The 19,846-nt window shown below is 68.5% G+C and carries 20 protein-coding genes; 5 read left to right on the top strand and 15 right to left on the bottom strand.

Annotated elements, in window-relative coordinates:
- Nucleotides 1–47 precede the first annotated feature (47 nt).
- Nucleotides 48–1,232, top strand: a complete 1,185-nt coding sequence (locus tag Q8M82_RS05440; protein ID WP_305690359.1) for an aminotransferase — start codon at nt 48–50, stop codon at nt 1,230–1,232.
- A 113-nt stretch (nt 1,233–1,345) separates the two neighbouring features.
- Here the strand turns inward: Q8M82_RS05440 and Q8M82_RS05435 are convergent, their stop codons facing one another.
- The 4 genes from Q8M82_RS05435 to Q8M82_RS05420 all read right to left on the bottom strand — a co-directional run bounded on the left by Q8M82_RS05435 (nt 1,346) and on the right by Q8M82_RS05420 (nt 4,409).
- Nucleotides 1,346–1,738, bottom strand: coding sequence for a hypothetical protein (locus tag Q8M82_RS05435; protein WP_305690358.1), 393 nt, complete (start codon nt 1,736–1,738; stop codon nt 1,346–1,348).
- A gap of 141 nt (nt 1,739–1,879) precedes the next feature.
- Complete coding sequence (locus Q8M82_RS05430; protein WP_305690357.1) at nt 1,880–2,209, bottom strand: hypothetical protein; 330 nt, start codon at nt 2,207–2,209, stop codon at nt 1,880–1,882.
- Nucleotides 2,210–2,325: 116 nt separating this feature from the next.
- Nucleotides 2,326–3,855, bottom strand: coding sequence for a UxaA family hydrolase (locus Q8M82_RS05425; RefSeq protein WP_305690356.1), 1,530 nt, complete (start codon nt 3,853–3,855; stop codon nt 2,326–2,328).
- A gap of 212 nt (nt 3,856–4,067) precedes the next feature.
- On the bottom strand, nt 4,068–4,409 hold the full coding sequence (locus Q8M82_RS05420) for a phasin family protein (protein ID WP_069055484.1): 342 nt from the start codon (nt 4,407–4,409) through the stop codon (nt 4,068–4,070).
- A gap of 337 nt (nt 4,410–4,746) precedes the next feature.
- Between Q8M82_RS05420 and Q8M82_RS05415 the strand changes: the two genes are divergently transcribed.
- A complete protein-coding gene (locus tag Q8M82_RS05415) occupies nt 4,747–6,405 on the top strand; it encodes an SPOR domain-containing protein (RefSeq protein ID WP_371126241.1) in 1,659 nt (552 codons plus the stop codon).
- Between the two features lie 60 nt (nt 6,406–6,465).
- On the opposite strand, the gene Q8M82_RS05410 is transcribed toward Q8M82_RS05415, so the two are convergent.
- Together Q8M82_RS05410 and Q8M82_RS05405 are read right to left on the bottom strand one after the other, a co-directional pair.
- Nucleotides 6,466–7,179 carry a DnaJ domain-containing protein gene (locus tag Q8M82_RS05410; protein WP_305690355.1) on the bottom strand — a complete coding sequence of 238 codons (714 nt, stop codon included), beginning with the start codon at nt 7,177–7,179 and terminating at the stop codon, nt 6,466–6,468.
- Nucleotides 7,176–7,919, bottom strand: a complete 744-nt coding sequence (locus Q8M82_RS05405) for a VWA domain-containing protein (RefSeq protein ID WP_305690354.1) — start codon at nt 7,917–7,919, stop codon at nt 7,176–7,178. The genes Q8M82_RS05410 and Q8M82_RS05405 overlap by 4 nt, the downstream gene beginning before the upstream one ends.
- 90 nt (nt 7,920–8,009) lie before the next feature.
- Between Q8M82_RS05405 and panC the strand changes: the two genes are divergently transcribed.
- The gene (panC, locus tag Q8M82_RS05400; RefSeq protein WP_305690353.1) at nt 8,010–8,858 is read left to right on the top strand and encodes a pantoate--beta-alanine ligase; all 849 of its coding nucleotides are present in this window, start codon (nt 8,010–8,012) and stop codon (nt 8,856–8,858) included.
- A gap of 167 nt (nt 8,859–9,025) precedes the next feature.
- Here the strand turns inward: panC and Q8M82_RS05395 are convergent, their stop codons facing one another.
- The gene (locus Q8M82_RS05395) at nt 9,026–9,463 is read right to left on the bottom strand and encodes a DUF1489 family protein (protein WP_305690352.1); all 438 of its coding nucleotides are present in this window, start codon (nt 9,461–9,463) and stop codon (nt 9,026–9,028) included.
- A gap of 128 nt (nt 9,464–9,591) precedes the next feature.
- On the opposite strand from Q8M82_RS05395, the gene Q8M82_RS05390 reads away from it, so the two are divergent.
- A complete protein-coding gene (locus tag Q8M82_RS05390) occupies nt 9,592–10,362 on the top strand; it encodes an SDR family NAD(P)-dependent oxidoreductase (RefSeq protein ID WP_305690351.1) in 771 nt (256 codons plus the stop codon).
- Between the two features lie 147 nt (nt 10,363–10,509).
- On the opposite strand, the gene Q8M82_RS05385 is transcribed toward Q8M82_RS05390, so the two are convergent.
- The 5 genes from Q8M82_RS05385 to Q8M82_RS05365 all read right to left on the bottom strand — a co-directional run bounded on the left by Q8M82_RS05385 (nt 10,510) and on the right by Q8M82_RS05365 (nt 16,662).
- Nucleotides 10,510–12,495 (bottom strand): acetyl-CoA carboxylase biotin carboxylase subunit, encoded by a 1,986-nt coding sequence (locus Q8M82_RS05385; protein ID WP_305690350.1) that lies wholly within the window; start codon nt 12,493–12,495, stop codon nt 10,510–10,512.
- A 29-nt stretch (nt 12,496–12,524) separates the two neighbouring features.
- Nucleotides 12,525–13,184, bottom strand: a complete 660-nt coding sequence (locus Q8M82_RS05380) for a cation efflux transmembrane domain-containing protein (protein ID WP_305690349.1) — start codon at nt 13,182–13,184, stop codon at nt 12,525–12,527.
- A 130-nt stretch (nt 13,185–13,314) separates the two neighbouring features.
- Nucleotides 13,315–14,091: an SDR family oxidoreductase gene (locus tag Q8M82_RS05375; protein WP_305690348.1), complete on the bottom strand. Its 777-nt coding sequence runs from the start codon at nt 14,089–14,091 to the stop codon at nt 13,315–13,317.
- Nucleotides 14,092–14,223: 132 nt separating this feature from the next.
- Entirely contained in the window at nt 14,224–16,086 is a 1,863-nt protein-coding gene (locus Q8M82_RS05370; protein WP_305690347.1) for a putative bifunctional diguanylate cyclase/phosphodiesterase, read from the bottom strand.
- Nucleotides 16,087–16,284: 198 nt separating this feature from the next.
- Entirely contained in the window at nt 16,285–16,662 is a 378-nt protein-coding gene (locus Q8M82_RS05365) for a DUF2147 domain-containing protein (protein ID WP_305690346.1), read from the bottom strand.
- A gap of 129 nt (nt 16,663–16,791) precedes the next feature.
- Between Q8M82_RS05365 and Q8M82_RS05360 the strand changes: the two genes are divergently transcribed.
- Nucleotides 16,792–17,193, top strand: a complete 402-nt coding sequence (locus tag Q8M82_RS05360) for a DUF2177 family protein (RefSeq protein ID WP_305690345.1) — start codon at nt 16,792–16,794, stop codon at nt 17,191–17,193.
- On the opposite strand, the gene Q8M82_RS05355 is transcribed toward Q8M82_RS05360, so the two are convergent.
- From Q8M82_RS05355 to Q8M82_RS05345, 3 genes are all read right to left on the bottom strand, one after another.
- On the bottom strand, nt 17,155–17,772 hold the full coding sequence (locus Q8M82_RS05355) for a hypothetical protein (RefSeq protein ID WP_305690344.1): 618 nt from the start codon (nt 17,770–17,772) through the stop codon (nt 17,155–17,157). The genes Q8M82_RS05360 and Q8M82_RS05355 overlap by 39 nt on opposite strands.
- 151 nt (nt 17,773–17,923) lie before the next feature.
- Nucleotides 17,924–19,531, bottom strand: coding sequence for a carboxyl transferase domain-containing protein (locus tag Q8M82_RS05350; RefSeq protein ID WP_305690343.1), 1,608 nt, complete (start codon nt 19,529–19,531; stop codon nt 17,924–17,926).
- A 115-nt stretch (nt 19,532–19,646) separates the two neighbouring features.
- A partial coding sequence (locus Q8M82_RS05345) for a lipoyl protein ligase domain-containing protein (RefSeq protein ID WP_465248071.1) occupies nt 19,647–19,846 on the bottom strand: 200 nt, incomplete at its 5' end.

Raw genomic sequence — 19,846 nt, 5'->3', positions numbered from 1 at the left:
GTTGGTGCGATTGACGAAGGCCCACCTGCGTCCCAAAGCTGCGGACCATGCTTGCCCCGTCTCACGCCGCCCTGAACCCCGACCTTCTCGAAACCGCGACGCCGCCGATCCCGCAGGCGCAAGCCTGGGCGCGCGCCTATGACGGGCGCAGCGGCCCTCTGGTCGACCTCTCGCAGGCGGTGCCCGGATCGCCGCCGCCGGCCGCGCTGCTGGAGCGGCTGGCGCAGGCCGCAGCCTCGCCCGACGCCACGCGCTACGGCCCGATCACCGGCGACATGGCCCTGCGCGAGGCCTATGCGGCCGAGATCGGCCGGGTCTACGGCGCGTCCTTCAGGCCGGGCGAAGTCGCCATCACCTCGGGCTGCAACCAGGCCTTCGTCATGACCATGATGGCGGTGGCCCGGGCCGGCCAGAACGTGCTGCTGCCGACGCCCTGGTACTTCAACCACGAGATGACGCTGCGCATGCTCGGCATCGAGGCGCGTCCATTGCCCTGCGATCCCGCTGCCGGCTTCGTCCCGGATGTCGCCGCAGCCGAGGCGCTGATCGAAGCCGGCACGCGCGCCGTCGTGCTGGTCACGCCGAACAATCCGACGGGCGCGATCTATCCGCCCGCCACGATCGCCGCCTTCGCAGAGCTCTGCGCGCGGCGCGGGCTCTGGCTGGTGCTCGACGAGACCTACCGCGATTTCCTCCCCGCAGGCGCTGCCGCACCGCATGAAGTCTTCGCCGCAACGCCCTGGCAGGACTCGGTGATCGGCCTCTACAGCTTTTCCAAGGCCTATGCCGTGCCGGGCTGGCGCCTGGGCGCGATCACGGCCGGCGAGCCGGTGATGGCGCAGATCGCCAAGGTGCTCGACTGCGTCCAGATCAGCCCCGTGCGCGCCGGCCAAGCGGCCGTGACCTGGGGCATCGATGGCATCCGCGACTGGCGCGAGGCCAACCGCGCGCAGATCAACGCCCGCGCCGCGCTCTTCCGCGAGGCGATGGCGCCGCTCAACGACTGGCGCGTGCTCGCCGCGGGCGCCTATTTTGCCTATGTCGCGCACCCGTTCCCGGAAGTACCGGCGGCCGAGGTGGTCCGTGCACTGGTACAGGATCGCGGCGTGCTCGCTTTGCCCGGACCCTATTTCGGACCGGGCCAGGAGCGGCATCTGCGCATCGCCATCGCCAATGTCGCCGCGGACCAGATCGGCACGCTGAGCGAGCGATTGCGCGGCTTTACGCTCTAGCCCGCGTCATTGCGAGGAGCGCAGCGACGAAGCAATCCAGAGGGAGTTCGAGCGCGCGGCTCTGGATGGCTTCGCTTCGCTCGCAATGACGGGGAGCGGCGTCTCGCTAAGCATCACCGCAGCAGCGCTGCATAGCGATCGCGATAGGCCCAGACCAGCAGCGAGCCCAGCACCACCAGGATCACCGCGACGGGAAGGCCCTGCGGGTTGATGACCAGGTGGAACAGCACGATCACCGCCATCACCGGCGCGATCAGCGCGAGCCCGAGCGCCGGGGCGATATTGGTCAGCAGGCTGAGCGCGCCGACGAGGTTGACCGTCTTCAAGAGCGGCCAGACAAAGCCTGAGGCCTGCAGGGCCTCCTCGAAGGCGACGCCGCGCGCGCTGGTCGGCGGGTGGATCAGATGGCTGCCGGTGGCCAGCCACCAGAAGCCGTCGACGGCGGAGACGAGGAAAAGCAGCCCGAGCAGCACGCGCGGGACGGTGACGAGAAGCAGGGTCTTCATGAGGATCCGGGAGGCAACGAGGCACCCACGCGGGACTGCGCAGGCTTGCCATCTTAATCGTTCCCGATACCGAACCGGTTCAAGCGAGGCGCAAAAAAAGAGCCGGGCGCTCGGCCCGGCTCGACGGTCAAGGACGGATGGTCACGGGCAGAACCAGATCGCCCCGACCGTGACGCAGCCCCGGGTCCGCCAATTGCCCGGACGGGCGCCATAGCGGCGATAGCCGGGCGGCGGCGCGCGGAAACGCTGGCCCGGCGCATAGCGATGACGCGGCGGACCGTAGCGACGCACGCCAGGCCCCGGCCCGCGATAACGTTCATTGCCGCGATATTGCACGGTTTCGGCCAGCGGCGCCGGCGCGATCGGCAGCAGATTCGTCGAGGCGGGCGCAGAGAGCGGCAGGGCAGCCGCGGGAGCGGCAACTCCCATCAAAGCGGCGACGACGGAAGCGGCGAACAGCTGTCGGATCATGGCATCCCTTTCACGAAACAGTCGAGACCAACGCTCGCGCGCCTCGGAAGTTCCGAGGCCCGCGATGCTGCCTGACCGCTTTGATCCGGATCGCCGTTTCTCCGCTCCTCCGCTCCTCACATCGTCGCGCCGATCTGCCAGGGCACGAACTCCGCGTCGCCATAGCCCATCTCTTCGGATTTGGACTTCTCGCCCGAGGCGACCTTCAGCAGATAGTCGAAGATCTCCCGGCCCTTCTCCTCCAGCGTCACGCCATCGAGGACATCGCCGCAATTGATGTCCATGTCGTCGGTCTGCTTGAGATACATCGGCGTGTTGGTGGCGAGCTTGATCGAAGGCGTCGGCTTGCAGCCATAGGCGGAGCCGCGCCCGGTGGTGAAGGCGAGGATGTTCGCCCCGCCCGCGACCTGTCCCGTCGCCGAAACGGGGTCGTAGCCGGGCGTGTCCATATAGACGAAGCCCTTGGCGCGCACCGGCTCCGCATAGTTGTAGACGGCGGCGAGCGTCTTGGTGCCGCCCTTGGCCGCGGCGCCCAGCGACTTTTCCAGGATGGTCGTCAGCCCGCCCGCCTTGTTGCCCGGCGAGGGGTTGTTGTTCATGTCCATACGGGCGCGGGCGGTATAGTCCTCCCACCATTTGATGATGCCGACGAGTTTCTCGCCGACCTCGCGCGTGGCGGCCCGGCGCGTCAGCAGATGCTCGGCGCCGTAGATCTCGGGGGTTTCGGACAGGATGGCCGTGCCGCCATGCTCGACCAGGATGTCGACGGCCTTGCCCAGCGCCGGATTGGCGGTGATGCCGGAATAGCCGTCCGAGCCGCCGCATTGCAGAGCGAGCATCAGCTCCGACGCCGGCACGGTTTCGCGCCGCGCCCGGTTCGCGATCGGCAGCATCACCTGGAGCGCCTCGATTCCCGCTGCCACCGCCTTGCGGGTGCCGCCGGTCTCCTGGATCGTCAGCGTGCGGAAGACATCGCTCTCCTCGACGCCATAGGCGTCCTTCATGCGCTTGATCTGGAAGCCCTCGCAGCCCAGCCCGACGACGAGGACGGCCGCCATGTTGGGATTGCAGGCATAGCCCCAGGTGGTGCGCTTCAGTACCTCGAAGCTCTCGCCATTGTAGTCGATGCCGCAGCCCGTGCCGTGGGTCAGCGCGATGACGCCGTCGACATTCGGATAATCGGCGAGCAGGCCCGAGCGCTTGACCTCCTCGGCCATGAAGCGCGCCGCCGAGGCCGAGCAGTTCACCGAGGTCAGGATGCCCACGTAATTGCGCGTGCCGGCCTTGCCATTCGCGCGGCGGAAACCCTGGAAGGTCGCCTGCTGTTCGACCGGCAGCACGAATTCGGGCTTCGCCTCGGCGCAATAGGCATAGTCGCGCTCGAAGGCATGGAAGCCGGTGTTGTGCTCGTGCACCCATTCGCCGGGCGGAATGTCGACCGTGGCGAAGCCGATGATCTGGCCGAATTTCCGGATCGGCTCGCCGGTCGCGATGACGCTCAACGCCAGCTTGTGCCCGCGCGGAATGCGCTTCAATGCCGTCACCCCGGCCGCACTCACGCCGATGTCGATCGGATCGACCGCGACGGCGACATTGTCGCTGGCGTTCAGCCTGAGGGTACGCGGCGGGATCGCTTTGTCGAGCATCGGAGGAACCACTGGCTTGCAGGCCGCGGCGCGCGCGGCGACGGGCAAGACATGCGCTTCCTCGCGGCAGTTTTCAATCGGTTCAAAGAGCCGGTTCCCTGCTGCACCGCAGCAGACGCGGCCGTCCGCAAACGCAAAAACCCGGCCTCGCGGCCGGGTTCAATAGCGTGTCAGCGAACCGGCGCCACCCTTGCGGGCGGCACGGCGTCAGCTCACTTGGTGGCCGGGACGGCCTTGGCGACGATGCCCTCGAACGGCTTGTAGGCGTCCTTGGCGATCGAGGCGTAGAGCTCGCCCATCTTGGTCATCTGGGCGACGGCGCCCTCGAAGGCGGTCTTGACGTAGTCGGTCTGGATCTCGATGGCCTTGTCCAGGGTCTTGACGCCTGCCAGCTTCTCGAGCGTGGCGGTGCCGGTCTCGAAGGACTTCTTGGCGTAGTCGGTGGCCTCGACGGCGAGCGTCTGCACGCCCTTGGAGGTGGCGCCGAAAGCCTTCAGGGCGGCGTCGACGTTCTCTTTGGAGGCCTTCTGGATGGTTTCGAACTGCTGGATCATGTTTCTTCCCTCGGCACGCATGCCGCCTCTTGCTGACGAGCCACAAGGGCCCGGGTCTGTCGCCCCTGGGTCAGATGAAAAAGGGTTCACCACCGGGACCGCCCTCATATTGTGCACCGCAACATGAATGTCAAGGTCGTGCTGCATTGCACGGGCTGCATCCCGGCGTCGCTCGACGCGGTGGTGAAATAGCCGGCATTTTAACGGACCCGTAACCGCACGCTCCTAACCTCCTCAACTGTATCCCATATGCCACGTCGCGTGACGCCGGCTGTGGGGAACGAGAGTTCCGGTTGAGGCGGGTTGCATGGCTTTCAGTTGCGTTGGGTCCCGACGCGTGCGTTCGCGTGCGCTGGTGGCAATGATCGGCATCGTCGCGGTCGCGGTTGCGGCCGTCGCCACTCCCGCCGAGGCGGCGCGCAAGAAGAAGCGCCCTGCCGGCGGCGGCTATGCTCCTCCTTATGCGGCGATGGTCGTCGATGCGCGCACCGGCCGCACCCTGCACGCGGTCAACGAGGACGCCCCCCGCATCCCGGCCTCCATCACCAAGGTCATGACCCTCTATGTGCTGTTCGAGCAGATGGAGCGCGGCCGCTTCGGCATGAATTCGGAGCTGACGGTTTCGGCCCATGCCGCCCGTCAGGAGCCCTCCAAGATCGGCTTCAAGCCCGGTGAGACGATCTCGGTCCGCGACGCGATCCTCGCCCTGATCACCAAGTCGGCCAACGACGTGGCGATGACGGTGGCGGAGAATGTCGGCGGATCCGAGGACGAGTTCGCCCGCATGATGACGGCCCGTGCCCGCGCGCTCGGCATGGCCCGGACGACCTTCTACAACCCGCACGGCCTGCCCCACAGCCCGCCGAACATGACGACGGCGCGCGACCTCACCATCCTCGCCCGCGCGATCCAAGAGCGCTTTCCGCGCTACTACCCGATGTTTTCGACGCGGGTGTTCAACTATGCCGGCGGCGCCTATCGCAACCACAACAAGCTGCTCGGCCGCATCGAGGGCGTGGACGGAATCAAGACCGGCTACACCCGCCTTTCCGGCTTCAACCTAATGACCTCGGCCAAGGCCGATGGCCGCCATGTCGTCTCCGTCGTGCTCGGCGGGCGCTCCGGCGCCTCGCGCGACAAGATCATGGCCGATCTCGTCGTCGCGACCCTCCCCAAAGCTGCGACCAGCGGCCGCGCCTCGACGCTCGTCGCGGAAGCGCCCGAGCCCGAGCCGCGTCCCCAGGAGCGCCCCCAGGAGCGCGCGCCTGAGCGTCAGCGTCCTGCGGCCCCCGTGGTTGCGGCCGCCCTCGACGCCGCGCCGCTGCCGACGCCGCGCCCTCGCGTCGAAGCGGAAGCGCCTGCCCCGCTCCCGGTCGCCGCGCGCGCCTATGCCCCCGTTCCGACCACGACTCCCGTGGCGCCGCCACGCCCGCTGACCGCAGGCGTCCGTCAGCCGCTGCAGATTTCGGGGATGCGCCCGGTCGCCGCCACCACCACGCCGCCGGCGATGCGCTGGTCGATCGGCGCGCCGGCCGCCGACGGCAAGGTCCTGCGCCCGCCGGCCAATGTCGACGTCACCTCTTCGATCGCCAAGGTCGCCGAGCCCGCGGAAGGACCGGCCCCGAAGCTCGCGGCCATCCCTGCTCCCGCGGAGAAGGCTCACGAGGTCGGCGTGACCGCCGTCGCCAAGACCGCAGAAAAGGCGCCCGAGCCCGTCCGGACCGCCGAGGCTCGCCCTGCGGTCGCGACCGGCAAATGGCTGATCCAGCTCGGCGCCACCGATGACGAGGCGAAGGCCCGCGAGATCCTGGCCCGCGCACGCGCCAAGGCCGCCGGCCCGCTGGCCGAGGTCACGGCCGTGACCGAGAAGGTCGAGAAGGGCGGATCCACCCTCTTCCGGGCCCGCTTCGCCGGTTTCGACGACTCCAAGGACGCCCAGAACGCCTGCGCCCGGCTGAAGCGCGACGGCTTCGCCTGCTTCGCCACCCGCGGCTGACCGACAAGGACAAGGAACGCTGGCATGTCGTACCCGACGACCTCCCTCTTCCCCGGCAGCTCACTTCAGAAGGACGTCCTTGGCCTGGTTGACGCGGGCGGCAAGACCGCTGGTGCCCCCGGCATCCGGGTGGATGCGCTTCATCAGGGTTCGATGGGCCTGTCGAATCGCCTCCTCGCCCGCCCCCGGCTGAAGCCCCAGGATCTCGTAGGCCTCCTGATCCGACATCGCGCCCGCGCCAGGCGCGCGGCCCTGCCCCGCGTCGCCGTGACGATCAGCGTCTTCACGCCAGCCGGGCGACCGGCGGTCGAGATAAGCCTCTAGCAGCCGGGCGCCCTCGGGATCCTGCGCCAGGCAGTCCCCCATCAGCAGGCCGATCTCGGCGAGCGACAGGTCGTCGAGGCTGCGGCCGGCGAAGCGGCCGGCGCTGACCGTCCCGGTCATGCCGCCGCTGTCGTGGTCGAGTTCCATCGCCAGAAGCTGGGAGGCGACGCGCGAGCGCGCGCCGGGCGTCTCGGTGGACGACGCTCCCCAGGGAAAGCGAATGCCGCCGGGCCCGGTCGCGCTCCAGCCGAGCAGCCAGGCGCCGATGCCGCCGACGAAGATCGCCATGTCGAGGCGGCCTCGCATCATCAGCAGCGCGGCGACGCCCAGCGACAGAACCCCGCCGCCGCCCTTGACCGCCTTGGCCAGCATCTTCGGGTTGGTGCTCGAAAAAAGCTTCGACAGCCACCAGATCAGCAGAACGGCGGCGATCCCGTAAAGCAGCGTCACCGCCGACCTCCGTCCATCGATCCCAGGAGCCCGCGCACGGCCGGGCTGCCGGTCGCGAGCTTCAGCATCGCCTCGCGCCCGCCGGCCGCATAGGCGGCCGCACCGCGCAGAAGGTCGAGCAGCGAATCGGGCGCGGCGCCGTCGAAGCGGGCATGGGCGCCGCCGGTCAGCCGCGCCAGGGTGGCGAAGGCCGCGCTCGCGGCGGGGTCATGCCCCTCCTGGAACAGGAAGCCGCGGATGCCGCGCAGGCCGAGTTCGCCCGCAAGGCCCGCGAGAGCATCGACCTCCTCCTCCATCGCGTCGCCGACGAAGACGAAGGCGCGGATCGGCACGCTGCGCGCCTCGTCCCGGACATGCTTGAGAACGCGGGCGATCTGCGTCTGGCCGCCCTGGCAGGCAATGCCCGACATCAGCCCGTTCAACCGGCGCGGTTCGCCGACCCAGCCCGAGGCGCGGCATTCGGCCAGCCCGCGGAAATAGACCAGCTGGACGGCGAGCCCGCCGCTCGTCGCCGCCACCTCGAACATCTTCGCCTGCAGCGAGCAGGCGAGATCCCAGGTCGGCTGGCGGCTCATCGTGGCGTCGAGCGCGAAGACGAGGCGGCCCGCCTGCCCTGTCGCCAGCGGCGCGAGCTGCTTCGCCGCCCCGAGGAAGCGGTCGATCTCGCCGGGCGCCGAACGGCCCGCTGCCACGCCCGCGCCCGCCCGCTTCTCGAGTGCCTTGTCGCTCTTGTCAGTCATGGCCTTGATATTGGCGGTTCGCGGGACATTTGCTACCCGTCTGCCGCCAAGACAGGCGCGACTTCACAGCCCATCGACGAAAGAGGCGCCATGACCGGGATCGCGATCTTCGAGACCGTCTCCGCCATGCGACAGGCGGTGGCCGGCTGGCATGCCGCCGGCGAGGCAGTCGGCCTCGTGCCGACGATGGGCGCGCTGCATGAAGGCCATATCGCGCTCGTCCAGGAAGCGCAGCGGCGGGCCAAGCGCGTCATCGTCACGATCTTCGTCAATCCGACGCAGTTCGCCCCGCATGAGGACTTCAAGAAATATCCGCGCACCTTCGACGATGACTGCGCCAAGCTGGTCGCCGCCGGCGCCGATGCGGTGTTCTTCCCCGCCGTCGAGGAGATGTACCCGGCCGGCTTCGCCACCCGCGTGCTGCTGCTCGGCCCGGCTGCAGTGGGCCTCGACGACCGCTTCCGGCCGACGCATTTCGAGGGCGTCGCGACGATCTGCTGCAAGCTCTTCACCCAGTCGCGGGCCGATCTCGCGGTCTTCGGCGAGAAGGACTACCAGCAGCTCAAGGTCGTCACCCGCATGGCGGCCGATCTCGACCTCGGCATCGAGATCGTGCCGCTGCCGACCTTCCGCGAGGCGGACGGCCTCGCCATGTCCTCGCGCAACCGCTATCTCACGGCGCAGGATCGCGCTCTCGCGCCGCTCCTCCACCGGGTGATGCAGGCGCTGGCCGTGCGTATCCGCAACCGCGAGGATCTCTTCCGCGCCGTCGGCGAGGCCCAGACCGAGATCATCTCGGCCGGCTTCGAACTCGATTATCTGGAAGCCCGCCACGCCGACACGCTGGCTCCCGTCACCTCGCTCGCCGACGGACCGATCCGGATTCTGGTTGCCGCGCGGCTCGGCGCGACGCGGCTGATCGACAACATCCCGGTGTGAAAGGCGGGCGCCTGGTTCAGATCCCACCGTCATTCCGGACAAGCCGCGAAGCGGCGCCGCTCCGGAATCCATCGTAAGGCGCCGGCGAGCCCGATAATGGATTCCGGGTCTCCGCTTCGCTCTGCCCGGAATGACGATGCGGTTGATCCTGCCGCCGTAAGGACTTCCTACAGCAGCCCCAGCTCCGCCAGCTCCCTTCGCAGCGCCTCCGGCATCGCGCCGAGATCGCCGCTGCGGCCATCGATGTCGCGCGGCGCGTCCTTGTCGGTGAGGTAGCGCCAGCCCTGGAACGGCCGGCACGGGCGCGGCTCCAGCGGCACGACGACCGGCTCAAGCACGAGATGGCAGCGGCCGATGCCGTCGCCGTCGGTGAAGGGGCGCACCGCCAGCAGCCTCTGCCGCGCGCTGATCTGGCCCTTGATCACCCAGTAGATCGAACCGCCATCGAGCAGTTCGTCAAGGCGCTTGGGCACCATGCGGGTGGTGTGGATCTGCTCCGCCGTGCGGCCGAGCCGCCGCTCCAGCGTCAGGCGCTCATCGATCCAGTCTTCGAGATCGCCGATCGAGTCGGCGCCGACGCAGAGCTTGAGGAGATGGAGAACCATGGCCGGCAATCTAGAGCGGGGCCGGCAACCCGGCCAGCGCCTGCGGCGTTGCTCTCCACAGCTGCGCTGCGCCATGCTGCCGGCGCGACCGCAGGCTGCAGAGCAGCGCAGGACATACGGAGAATTAGATGCGCGGATTGTCGGGCAAGGCCGTTCTCGTCACCGGCTCCTCCAACGGAATCGGCCGCGCCATGGCGCAGCGGCTCGTCGAGGAAGGGGCGAAGGTCGTGATCCATGGACGGGATCGCGAGGAGGTCGAGCGCCTTTGCCGCGAACTCGGCGCCCACTCCGCCCCCGCGACGGGCGACCTCGCCGATCCCGCGACGCCGCAGGCCCTGGTCGACGCCACGCTCGCGGCCTTCGGGCGGATCGACGGCCTCGTCAACAATGCCGGCATCTACCCGCGCGGCGAGGTCGCCGGCACGACGGCCGACTTCTTCGACCATGTCTTCGCCGTCAATGTCCGCGCGCCCCTGCTTGCGTCGGAGGCAGCGGCCCGGGCCTTTCGCGCCCAAGGCTCGGGCGGCGCGATCGTAACCGTCGGCTCGATCAACGCCTGGTGCGGCCTGCCCAGGCTGACCGTCTACTCCATGTCGAAGGGCGCGCTGATGACGATGACGCGCAACCTCGCCGATTCGCTGGGGCCGGAGCGCATCCGTCTCAACCAGCTCAATGTCGGCTGGACCTTCACCGCCAATGAGGACGCGACCCAGCAGAAGGAGGGGCAGAAGCCTGGCTGGGAGAACCATGTCCCCGTCCGACAAGCCCCCACCGGCCGCATCATGCAGCCCGAGGAGATCGCCGCGCATACCGCCTTCTGGCTCTCCGACGAGAGCGCGCCGGTCTCGGGCCAGATCTACGAGGTCGAGCAGTTCCCGGTGATCGGGCGGATGGGGTAGCCGGGCTGCCCACCGTCATTGCGAGCGCAGCGAAGCAATCCAGGACGACGTCGAGCGCGACGCTGGATTGCTTCGCTGTGCTCGCAACGACGACGTAGCCTCAACGAGCGTGCGAACAAACGCCCGCAAGCGACGCCCGAGATTCGCCTATTCGCCGAGCACTACGACCTTCGCGCCCTCGGCCACCTGCGCGCCCGGCTCCGCGCCGATCTCGTTGACGGTTCCGTCGCGCGGGGCCGTCAGGACATGCTCCATCTTCATCGCCTCGACGATGGCGAGCCGCTGGCCCTTCACCACCACGTCCCCGGCCGAGACGAACAGCGCGATCAGCTTGCCATGCATCGGCGCCTTGACGACGCCGCCTGAACCCGCCGCGGCGTCGAGATCGACGCTGAACGGGTCGAACAGCGCAACGGATGTCTGCCGGCCGCGATGCAGCGCAAGCCACGTGCCGCGCTCAGCCTGCGCTAGCGCGATCTCATGCTCGCCCTCGCCGATCTCGTGGCCGGGCAGGCTGACGCGGGCGCCGTCCTCATGCCACTCGATACGGGCCTCGACCCGCTCGCCATCGACCAGCAGCGGCAGCCCGAGCGCCGGGCGCGGCATCAGCGAGAAGGCGTCCGCCACGAGCCAGGGCGAGCGCGCCTCGCCATCGGCCCGCTCGGCCGCCTGCATCACCACCGCGACCTCCCGCTCCTCCTCGAGCTGGAGCGCCGCCGCCGCGACCGCCGCCGCGTCGAGCGGCTGCGGCTCGGCTCCGAGGGCCGTGATGTTGCGCTCGATGAAGCCGGTGTCGAACGGCCCCTCGCGAAATCCCTTCGCCTCCGTCAGCGCCTTGAGGAAGGCCAGATTGGTGCGCGGCCCCGCCACGATCGTCTCGCCCAGCGCAGCGCCCAGCCTGTCCAGCGCTTCGTCGCGCGTCGCGCCATGCGCGATCACCTTGGCGATCATCGGATCGTAGAACGGGGTCACGGTGTCGCCGGCCTCGACGCCGGTATCGATGCGGATGCCCTGGCCTTCCGGGAATTGCAGCGCCCAGAGCTTGCCGGTCGAGGGCAGGAAGCCCTTTTCCGGATCCTCGGCATAAAGCCGCGCTTCGACGGCATGGCCGGTCGCGGTGACGTCGGACTGGCTGAGGCCGAGCGGCTCGCCGGCGGCGACCTTCAATTGCAGTTCGACGAGATCGAGCCCGGTGATCGCCTCGGTGACGGGGTGTTCGACCTGGAGCCGGGTGTTCATCTCCATGAAGTAGAAGCGGTCGGCGCGCAGGCCGTCGCGCCCGTCGGCGATGAACTCGACCGTGCCGGCCCCGACATAGCCGACCGCCCTCGCCGCTTCGGTCGCGGCTTTGCCCATGGCGGCGCGGACCTCCTCCGTCATGCCCGGCGCCGGCGCCTCCTCGATCACCTTCTGGTGGCGGCGCTGCAGCGAGCAGTCGCGCTCGAAGAGATGGACGACGTTGCCATGGCTGTCGCCGAAGACCTGGATTTCGACATGCCGAGGCGAGAGCACATATTTCTCGACCAGCACGCGCCCGTCGCCGAAGGCGCTTTGCCCCTCGCGCTGGGCGCTGGTCAGCGCATCCGCGAAATCCTCCGGGCGCTCGACCTTCTTCATGCCCTTGCCGCCGCCGCCGGCGACCGCCTTGATCAGTACTGGATAGCCGATCCGCCCGGCCTCCTTCGCCAGGAAGTCGACGCTCTGCTCGGCCCCGTGATAGCCAGGCACCACCGGCACGCCGGCCTTCTCGACCAGCGCCTTGGCGGCGTCCTTCAGCCCCATCGCCCGGATGGCGGAGGCGGGTGGCCCGACGAAGACGATGCCGGCCTGCGCGCAGGCCTCGGCGAAATCGGCATTCTCGGAGAGGAAACCGTAGCCCGGATGGATGCAGGCCGCGCCGGCTTCCTTCGCGACCGCCAGGATCTTGGCCGCGTCGAGATAGCTTTCGCGCGCCGGCGCCGGGCCGATTCGGTAGGCCTCGTCGGCCATCTGCACGAACAGCGCCTCCGCATCGGCGTCGGAATGGACGGCGATGGTGCGCAGGCCCAGGCGCCTGGCGGTGCGGATGACCCGGCAGGCGATCTCGCCGCGATTGGCGATCAGGATGGAGGGCAGCTTTTCGGCGATCGACATGGCGGCTTTCCCGGGAAGGCAGGCCGCCTTTATAGCCCGGCTGCCGGGGCTGTCGCCGCCTTGTTCTGCACAGGCATCTCGGCAGGCTTCAGGCGCAGCGACCGCCAGATCGCCCAGCTCGCCTGGAAGCATAAGCCGGCGACGAAGAGGTCGAACAGATATTCCGGCCAGCGCACCGGGGCGACGCGCGCCGCGAGACCCAGCAGGGCGAAGCCCGTGGTCGAGATCACGTCGTTGCGCGAGGACAGCCAGGTCGCCTTGATCACCGGGTTGGCCTCGCCCCGGAAGCGCCAGAGCACCGCGACGATCAGCACGGCGATCACCACCGCGCTGCCGGCGGAAAAACCCAGCGCCCAGACCTCGATCGGCCGCGGCGTGATGATCTTGGCGGCGAGGTCGTAGAGCGTGTGCAGCCCGGCCACCGCCATCACCGCGCCGATCGCCAGCGCCGCCAGCCGCTCCGCCCGGGCGTCGCGGCCGAAGACGATGGCGGCGATTCCGTAGAGCGCGACGTCATAGACCCAGTCGACGCCGTCCTTGAAGAGCTGCGCATTGCCGACCGCCAGCGCCCAGGCGACGACGCCGGTGGCGAAGACGAGGATACCGAGCGCGATGCCCCAGATCGTCAGGGTATAGGCGCGGGCGACCGCTCGCGCGACGGGCACGGCATTGTCCCGATGCTCAGTCATCGATCAGACCCTCCCCGTCATCCCGGACAAGCCGCGTCAGCGGCGCCGATCCGGGATCCATGCCTGAACTGTTCCGGCATGGATCCCGGGTCTGCGCTTCGCTCCGCCCGGGACGACGAGCGCGGTGACTTCACCCCCGCCCGACGAAGGGCGCGGTCGTCGCCATCACCGTCACGAACAGCACGTTGGCCTCTGGCGGCAGGCTCGCCATGTGCAGCACGGTCGTGGCGACGTTGTCGACATCCATCACCGCCTCGACCTTGATCGAGCCGTCCGCCTGCGGCACGCCCGTGGTCATCTTGCGGGCCATCTCGGTCAGCGCATTGCCGATATCGACCTGGCCGACGGCGATGTTGTATTTGCGCCCGTCGAGGGAGGCGGTCTTGGTCAGGCCGGTGCTGGCGTGCTTGGTCGCGGTGTAGGCGACCGAGTTCGGCCGCGGCGCATGGGCCGAGATCGAGCCGTTGTTGATGATGCGGCCGCCCTGGGGGACCTGGTCGCGCATCGCCTTGAAGGCCTCCTGCGTGCACAGGAACGGGCCGGTCAGATTGGTGTCGACGACCTTCTGCCAGTCCTCCAGCGAAAGGTCCTCGAGCATGATGCCGCCGGGCGCGTTGACGCCGGCATTGTTGAACAGCACGTCGACGCGGCCGAAAGCCTCCCTTGTCTTGCCGAAGAGCGCCTGGACCGAGGCCTTGTCCGTCACGTCGGTCGGGACGGCGAGCGCGCGCCCGACGGCCACGCCCGACAGCGCGATCGTCTCCTCCAGCGCATCGGCGCGCCGGCCGGCCAGCACGGTGCGGTAGCCGTCCTTTAGGAAAGCGAGCGCCACCGCCCGCCCGACGCCCGATCCGGCTCCGGTGATGATGGCGACCTTGTCATGGGCAGGCGAGCTGGCGGCGGGCATGGCGAATCCTCTGGTTTCTTGCCGGTTCAACCGTTTCAAATCCGGTGCCGCCAGCATAGCAGCGTGCTGCATACAGGGAACTGCGATTCGCGCAGGCGCCGTGCGCGGCCGGGAACGCCTGGGCGGCTGCGCCTACCCTGCGATCGCCTGCTTGGGATCGAGCCAGGGACAGTTCACCGCGGTCTGCGGCTGCTCGACCGGGCGGCCGACGAGATAGCCCTGGAAGGAATCAATGCCCAGCGACAAAAGCGCCGCCGCCTGCGCCTCGGTTTCCACCCCCTCGGCCACGATCTGCAGGTCGAAGCGCCGCGCGATCAGCGCCGCGCCCTCGATCACCGAGCGCGAGCGGCCGTCGATATCGGCGATGAAGGATTTGTCGATCTTGATCTGCCGCATCGGGAAATCACGCAGCCGCGCCAGCGACGAGTAGCCCGTGCCGAAATCATCGACCGCGAGGCAGATGCCGAGTGCGTCGAGCTGCGTCAGCACCGCCAGGATCTGTGCGTCGTCGGCCGGCAGGAAGACCGACTCGGTGACTTCGAGATGCAGCCATTTCGCCGCCAGATGATGGCGCTCCAGCGCATGACGGACGATGTCGACGAACTCGGCTTGCGAGAGTTGCCGGACCGAGCAGTTCACCGCGACGGCCGCACGGACGCCGCCCGCCTGCCAGCGGGCCGCCGCGGCACAGGCCCGGTCCAGCACCCAGGCCCCGACCATGGCGATCTGGTTGCTCTCCTCCGCGATGGGGATGAACTCGTCGGGCGCCAGGGTGCCCAGCGTCGGGTGGTTCCAGCGCAGCAGCGCCTCGAACCCGTGCAGGTCCCCGGTCGCGGCCGCGACGATGGGCTGGAAGGCCAGCCAGAACTGATCCTGCCGGAGCCCCGGTGCGATGTCGTCGGCGATGCGCTCGCGGCGCTGCAGCGCCACGGCGAGCGAATGGTCGTAGCGCAGGGGCGCGGGCGAGTTCTGCCGCTTGGCCTCGGCCGCCGCGAGATCGGCCGCCCAGATCAGTTCCTCCAGGCTCTGTCCGTCGGCCGGGCTGCGGGCGACGCCGATGCTGGCACCGACGTCGAGCGTCTGCCCGTAGAAGACGAAAGCGGTACGGAACAGGCTTTCGAGCTCGTGCTCCGTTGGCGCCTCGCCGAGCGCGGCCGGCATCACCACCACGAGTTCGTCGCCGCCCCAGCGCGCGATCATCGCCTCCTTGGGCAGGCGGGTCATGAGGCGCGTCGCGACCTCCCGCAGCACATAGTCGCCGGCCTCGTGGCCGAGCGTGTCGTTGATTCGCTTGAAGCGGTTCAGATCGAGGAAATAGGCCCGCATCGGCTCGCCGCCGACGATCCGCTCGAACTGCTCGGTCAGGCCGCGGCGGTTGAGAAGACCCGTCAGCAGATCGTGCGAGGCCTGGTGCTCGAGGGTCTCTGTCCGCTCGCGCACCTTGTTCTCGAGGGTCTGGTTGGCGTCCAGGATCTCCGCCATCAGCTCGTTGTTGCGCTGCCCGAGTTGGACCGACTGCAGCAACAGGATGCGGTTGGCGCGATGCCCGGCGATCATGACGCCCGCGAAGATCAGCCCGAGGACACCGATCACGGACTCCTGGCCCGGCAGGGTCATCAGGCGAATGCAGCCGGGCACCATCAGCAGGGCGATGTAGAGCGGTCCGATCCAGCCGAACGGCGCCAGAATGCCGATGGCACCCGCCGCCATGCCGGCAAAGACGATGCTGGCGCTGTAGCGCACCAGAGGGTCGGGTACGGCCAGCAGCAGCCAGGCCAGAACGGCCCAGCAGCTGGCCGACGCCAACAAGCCCAGGCCCGCGCTCAGGATCTGACGGTCGGGTGTTATGCTCGCAGGCTGCGCGGTACTCATGGCGTATTGAACAGCGATCCGCAGGAGCGATACCGCCGCCACGAAAGCCAGCCACCACCACACCCAGACGATCCCGGCGGACCAGGCCAACAGCGTCACCGCGAGCGACGACACGAAATTCACGACGAGCGCCGGGAGATAATTGCGGCGAACGATCGGGAGTAGCGCGGCGGCGACCTGACCCGACGGTTGCGAGGGCGCGGGAGGATACGAAGTCAACCGCTCGTCCAGTCTGAGAGACTCACACGTCTGAGTCACTCATACACGACAATCGCAATCCAAACGTAAATATCGCGCAACACGTGGGGCGCGCGCTTCTGTCTACTCCGCCGGGGTCCAGTTCACGGTCTTGCAAAGCACGCCGACGATGCAGCCGCGCGTCGAGAGACCGTCGGGCTTTACCGTCAGCGTCATCGCGAAGCGGCGGTTGCGCTTGGGGTCGAAGGCCTCGCCCTTCAGGCTGTCGGCGCCATCGGGCTTGAGCGTCAGCACCAGCCGGTCGCCGACCTCCTCGCCGCCGCTCGTATCCTTGATCCAGACATTGGTCGCGCAGATATTGCTGCCGCAAGGCGCGATGCGCACGCGCGCATTGCCGTCGTCGCGCAACCAGACGCCGCTCGGATCGGCACTGTTGGCCAAAGCCGGCAGAGCCGGGGCCATCGACAGGCAAAGGGCGGTCAGCGTGGGTGTCAGCTTCATGGGCGTCCTCTCCTTTCGGATTCGTCCACCGTTACGTCGGGACGCGTCTCCCGGTTTCACGATCACGCAGAATGTGATCCCGCCGGCTCCAAAGGGCGTAACCTCCCGACAGCAACCCGGAGAGCCCCGTTGAAAACCCTCCTGACGGCCTATGCCGCCGCCGCCCTCGCCTTCCTCGCCATCGATGCCGTCTGGCTCTCGACCATGGCCAATCTGATGTATCGCCCACTGCTGGGCGATCTGCTGGCGCCGGGCTTCAGGCTGGCGCCGGCCGTCCTGTTCTACGTGATCTATATCGGCGGCATCGTCTTCTTCGCGATCCGCCCTGCCCTGGCGACCGGGCGGCTCGCGACCGCGGCGCTGCATGGGGCGGCACTCGGCTTCGTCGCCTACGGCACCTATGACCTCACCAACCACGCCACCCTGCGCGACTGGCCGGCGATCATCACCGTCGCCGACATGATCTGGGGCACGCTGCTAACGGCCAGCGCCTCAGTCGTGGGCTATGCCGCCGCCCGGCGTTTTGCCTGAGGCGGCGGTCTCCGCTTCCGCCAGCAGGGTCGAGAAGGAGAGCGCGGTGAAGGCGGTCAGCCCTCCCGCGCTCATCATGTTGAGGCGCAGCAGCGCTGCATATTCCGCTTCGCTGTAGAGATGGAACGGCGCGCCATAAGCGCCGTGGAACAACGCGTAGGCCAGGAAGCAGACAGCGGCGAGCGGAAAGGCCGCGATCCAGCGCTCATGCGGCCGGAAGATCAGCAGCGCCAACACCGCGCAGGGCACCAGGAAGATCTCGACGCCCGAGGCGACGCCGAAGACCTTGGCCGAGAGCAGCGTGTTGGCGATTCCGGCCACAGGCAGCATCGCCCGCCCGATCAGCGTGTTCCAGCGCGACAGCGCCGGCACCGCCAGGAAGAACGGCGTCGACAGGAAGGTCCAGGCCGTGGGGCCGATCTCGGGGCCGACGGTCCAGTAGAAATACAGCGGGTAGAAGGGCTGGTTGGAGGCGACCAGCAGCGCAAAGAAATTGGCCGTGGCGACACGGGGATCCGGGTGGTGTGCGTAGGCCTTGAGCGCGGCCATGCCGCTCTCGAGCCAGGCGGGAATCGGCATGATCGGCGGCCTCGTGCAGCGGAGAGGTTTGCCCATCTACGGCGCGCGGACACGATCGGGTCACACGCAAACGTCATTGCGAGCGCAGCGAAGCAATCCAGTGTCTCGCTCGACGCCGCCTGGATTGCTTCGCTGCGCTCGCAATGACGAATTACATCCGGAAGACGCCGAATTTCGTCTCCGGCACCGGCGCGTTGAGGCAGGCCGAGAAGGCCAGCGCCAGCACGCGGCGCGTCTCTGACGGCAGGATGATGCCGTCGTCCCAGAGCCGCGCCGTGGCGTAATAGGGCGAGCCCTCGGCCTCGATCTTGTCGCGGATCGGCTTCTTGAAGGCCTCCTCCTCCTCGGCGCTCCAGCTCTTGCCGTCCGCCTCGATGTTGTCGCGCCGCACTGTCGCCAGCACGCTGGAAGCCTGCTCATGGCCCATCACCGAGACGCGGGAATTGGGCCAGGAAAACAGGAAGCGCGGTGAATAGGCCCGCCCGCACATGCCGTAATTGCCGGCGCCGAACGAGCCGCCGACCAGCACGGTGATCTTGGGCACCCGCGCCGAGGCGACCGCCGTGACGAGCTTGGCCCCATCCTTGGCGATGCCGCGGGTCTCGACGTCGCGGCCGACCATGAAGCCGGTGATGTTCTGCAGGAACAGCAGCGGGATGCGCCGCTGGCAGCACAATTCGATGAAATGCGCGCCCTTCAGCGCGCTCTCCGAGAACAAGATGCCGTTGTTACCGATGATGCCAACGGGGATGCCGTGGATGCGGGCAAAGCCGGTCACCAGCGTGGTCCCGTAGAGCTTCTTGAACTCGTCGAACTCCGAGCCGTCGACGAGCCGCGCGATGACCTCGCGGATGTCGTACTGCTTCTTGAGATCGGTCGGCACGACCGCCTCGAGCTCGGCGGGATCGTAGAGCGGCTCGACGGCTTCCGCGATGTCGATATCGGGCCGCTTGACGCTGTTGAGGTTGCCGGCGATGCGCCGGGCAATAGCGAGCGCATGGGTGTCGTCGCCCGCATAATGATCGGCGACGCCCGAGAGACGCGCATGGACATCGGCGCCGCCGAGATCCTCGGCGCTCACCACCTCGCCGGTGGCCGCCTTCACCAGCGGGGGGCCGCCCAGGAAGATCGTGCCCTGGTTCTTCACGATGACGGTCTCGTCCGACATCGCCGGGACGTAGGCGCCGCCCGCCGTGCAGGAGCCCATGACGACGGCGATCTGCGGAATGCCTTCCGCCGACAGCGTCGCCTGGTTGTAGAAGATCCGGCCGAAATGCTCGCGATCGGGGAAGACCTCGGTCTGGTGCGGCAGGTTCGCTCCGCCTGAATCGACCAGATAGAGGCAGGGCAGCCGATTCTCGCGCGCGATCTCCTGCGCCCGCAGATGCTTCTTCACCGTCATCGGATAGTAGGTGCCGCCCTTGATGGTGGCGTCGTTGCAGACGATGACGCATTCGCGCCCAGCGACGCGGCCGATGCCGGCGATCATGCCGGCGCCATGCACATCGCCCTCATACATGCCGAAGGCGGCGAGCGAACCGATCTCGAGAAAGGGCGAGCCGGGGTCGAGCAGCCGCAGCACGCGCTCCCGCGGCAGGAGCTTGCCGCGCGCGACATGGCGCTCGCGCGAGCGCGCGTTGCCGCCGAGCGCGGCAGTGGCGCGCCGCTCCATTAACTCGCCCCGCAGGCCGGACCAGGCTTCGGCATTGGCCCGCGCATCGGCCGAAGCCAGATCGACCTTGCTCTCGATGACCGGCACGGCGCGCTCTCCCAGGCGAACATATCGTTGCCGGGTTATCGCGCGGACCGCCGCAAACGCCAACCGCCGGGATGCTCACAGGGGATGGTCGATTTCTCCCATCTCCCGCGGATTCTCAGACCGTCGCCCCGAAGATCCGCTCGAACGACGCCCGCAGCGCGACGTCGACATCGTCCATCGTCACCGGCAGCCCGAGATCGACCAGCGAGGTGACGCCGTGCCGGCTGACACCGCAGGGCACGATCCCGTCGAAATGGGCGAGATCCGGCTCGACATTGAGCGAGATGCCGTGGAACGAGACCCAGCGCCGCAGCC

Source organism: Allobosea sp. (genome assembly GCF_030694325.1).
In the GTDB taxonomy this organism is placed as follows: domain Bacteria; phylum Pseudomonadota; class Alphaproteobacteria; order Rhizobiales; family Beijerinckiaceae; genus Allobosea.
Note: the sequence above shows the minus strand (reverse complement) of the source record. Positions and strands in the feature narration are given on the sequence as shown.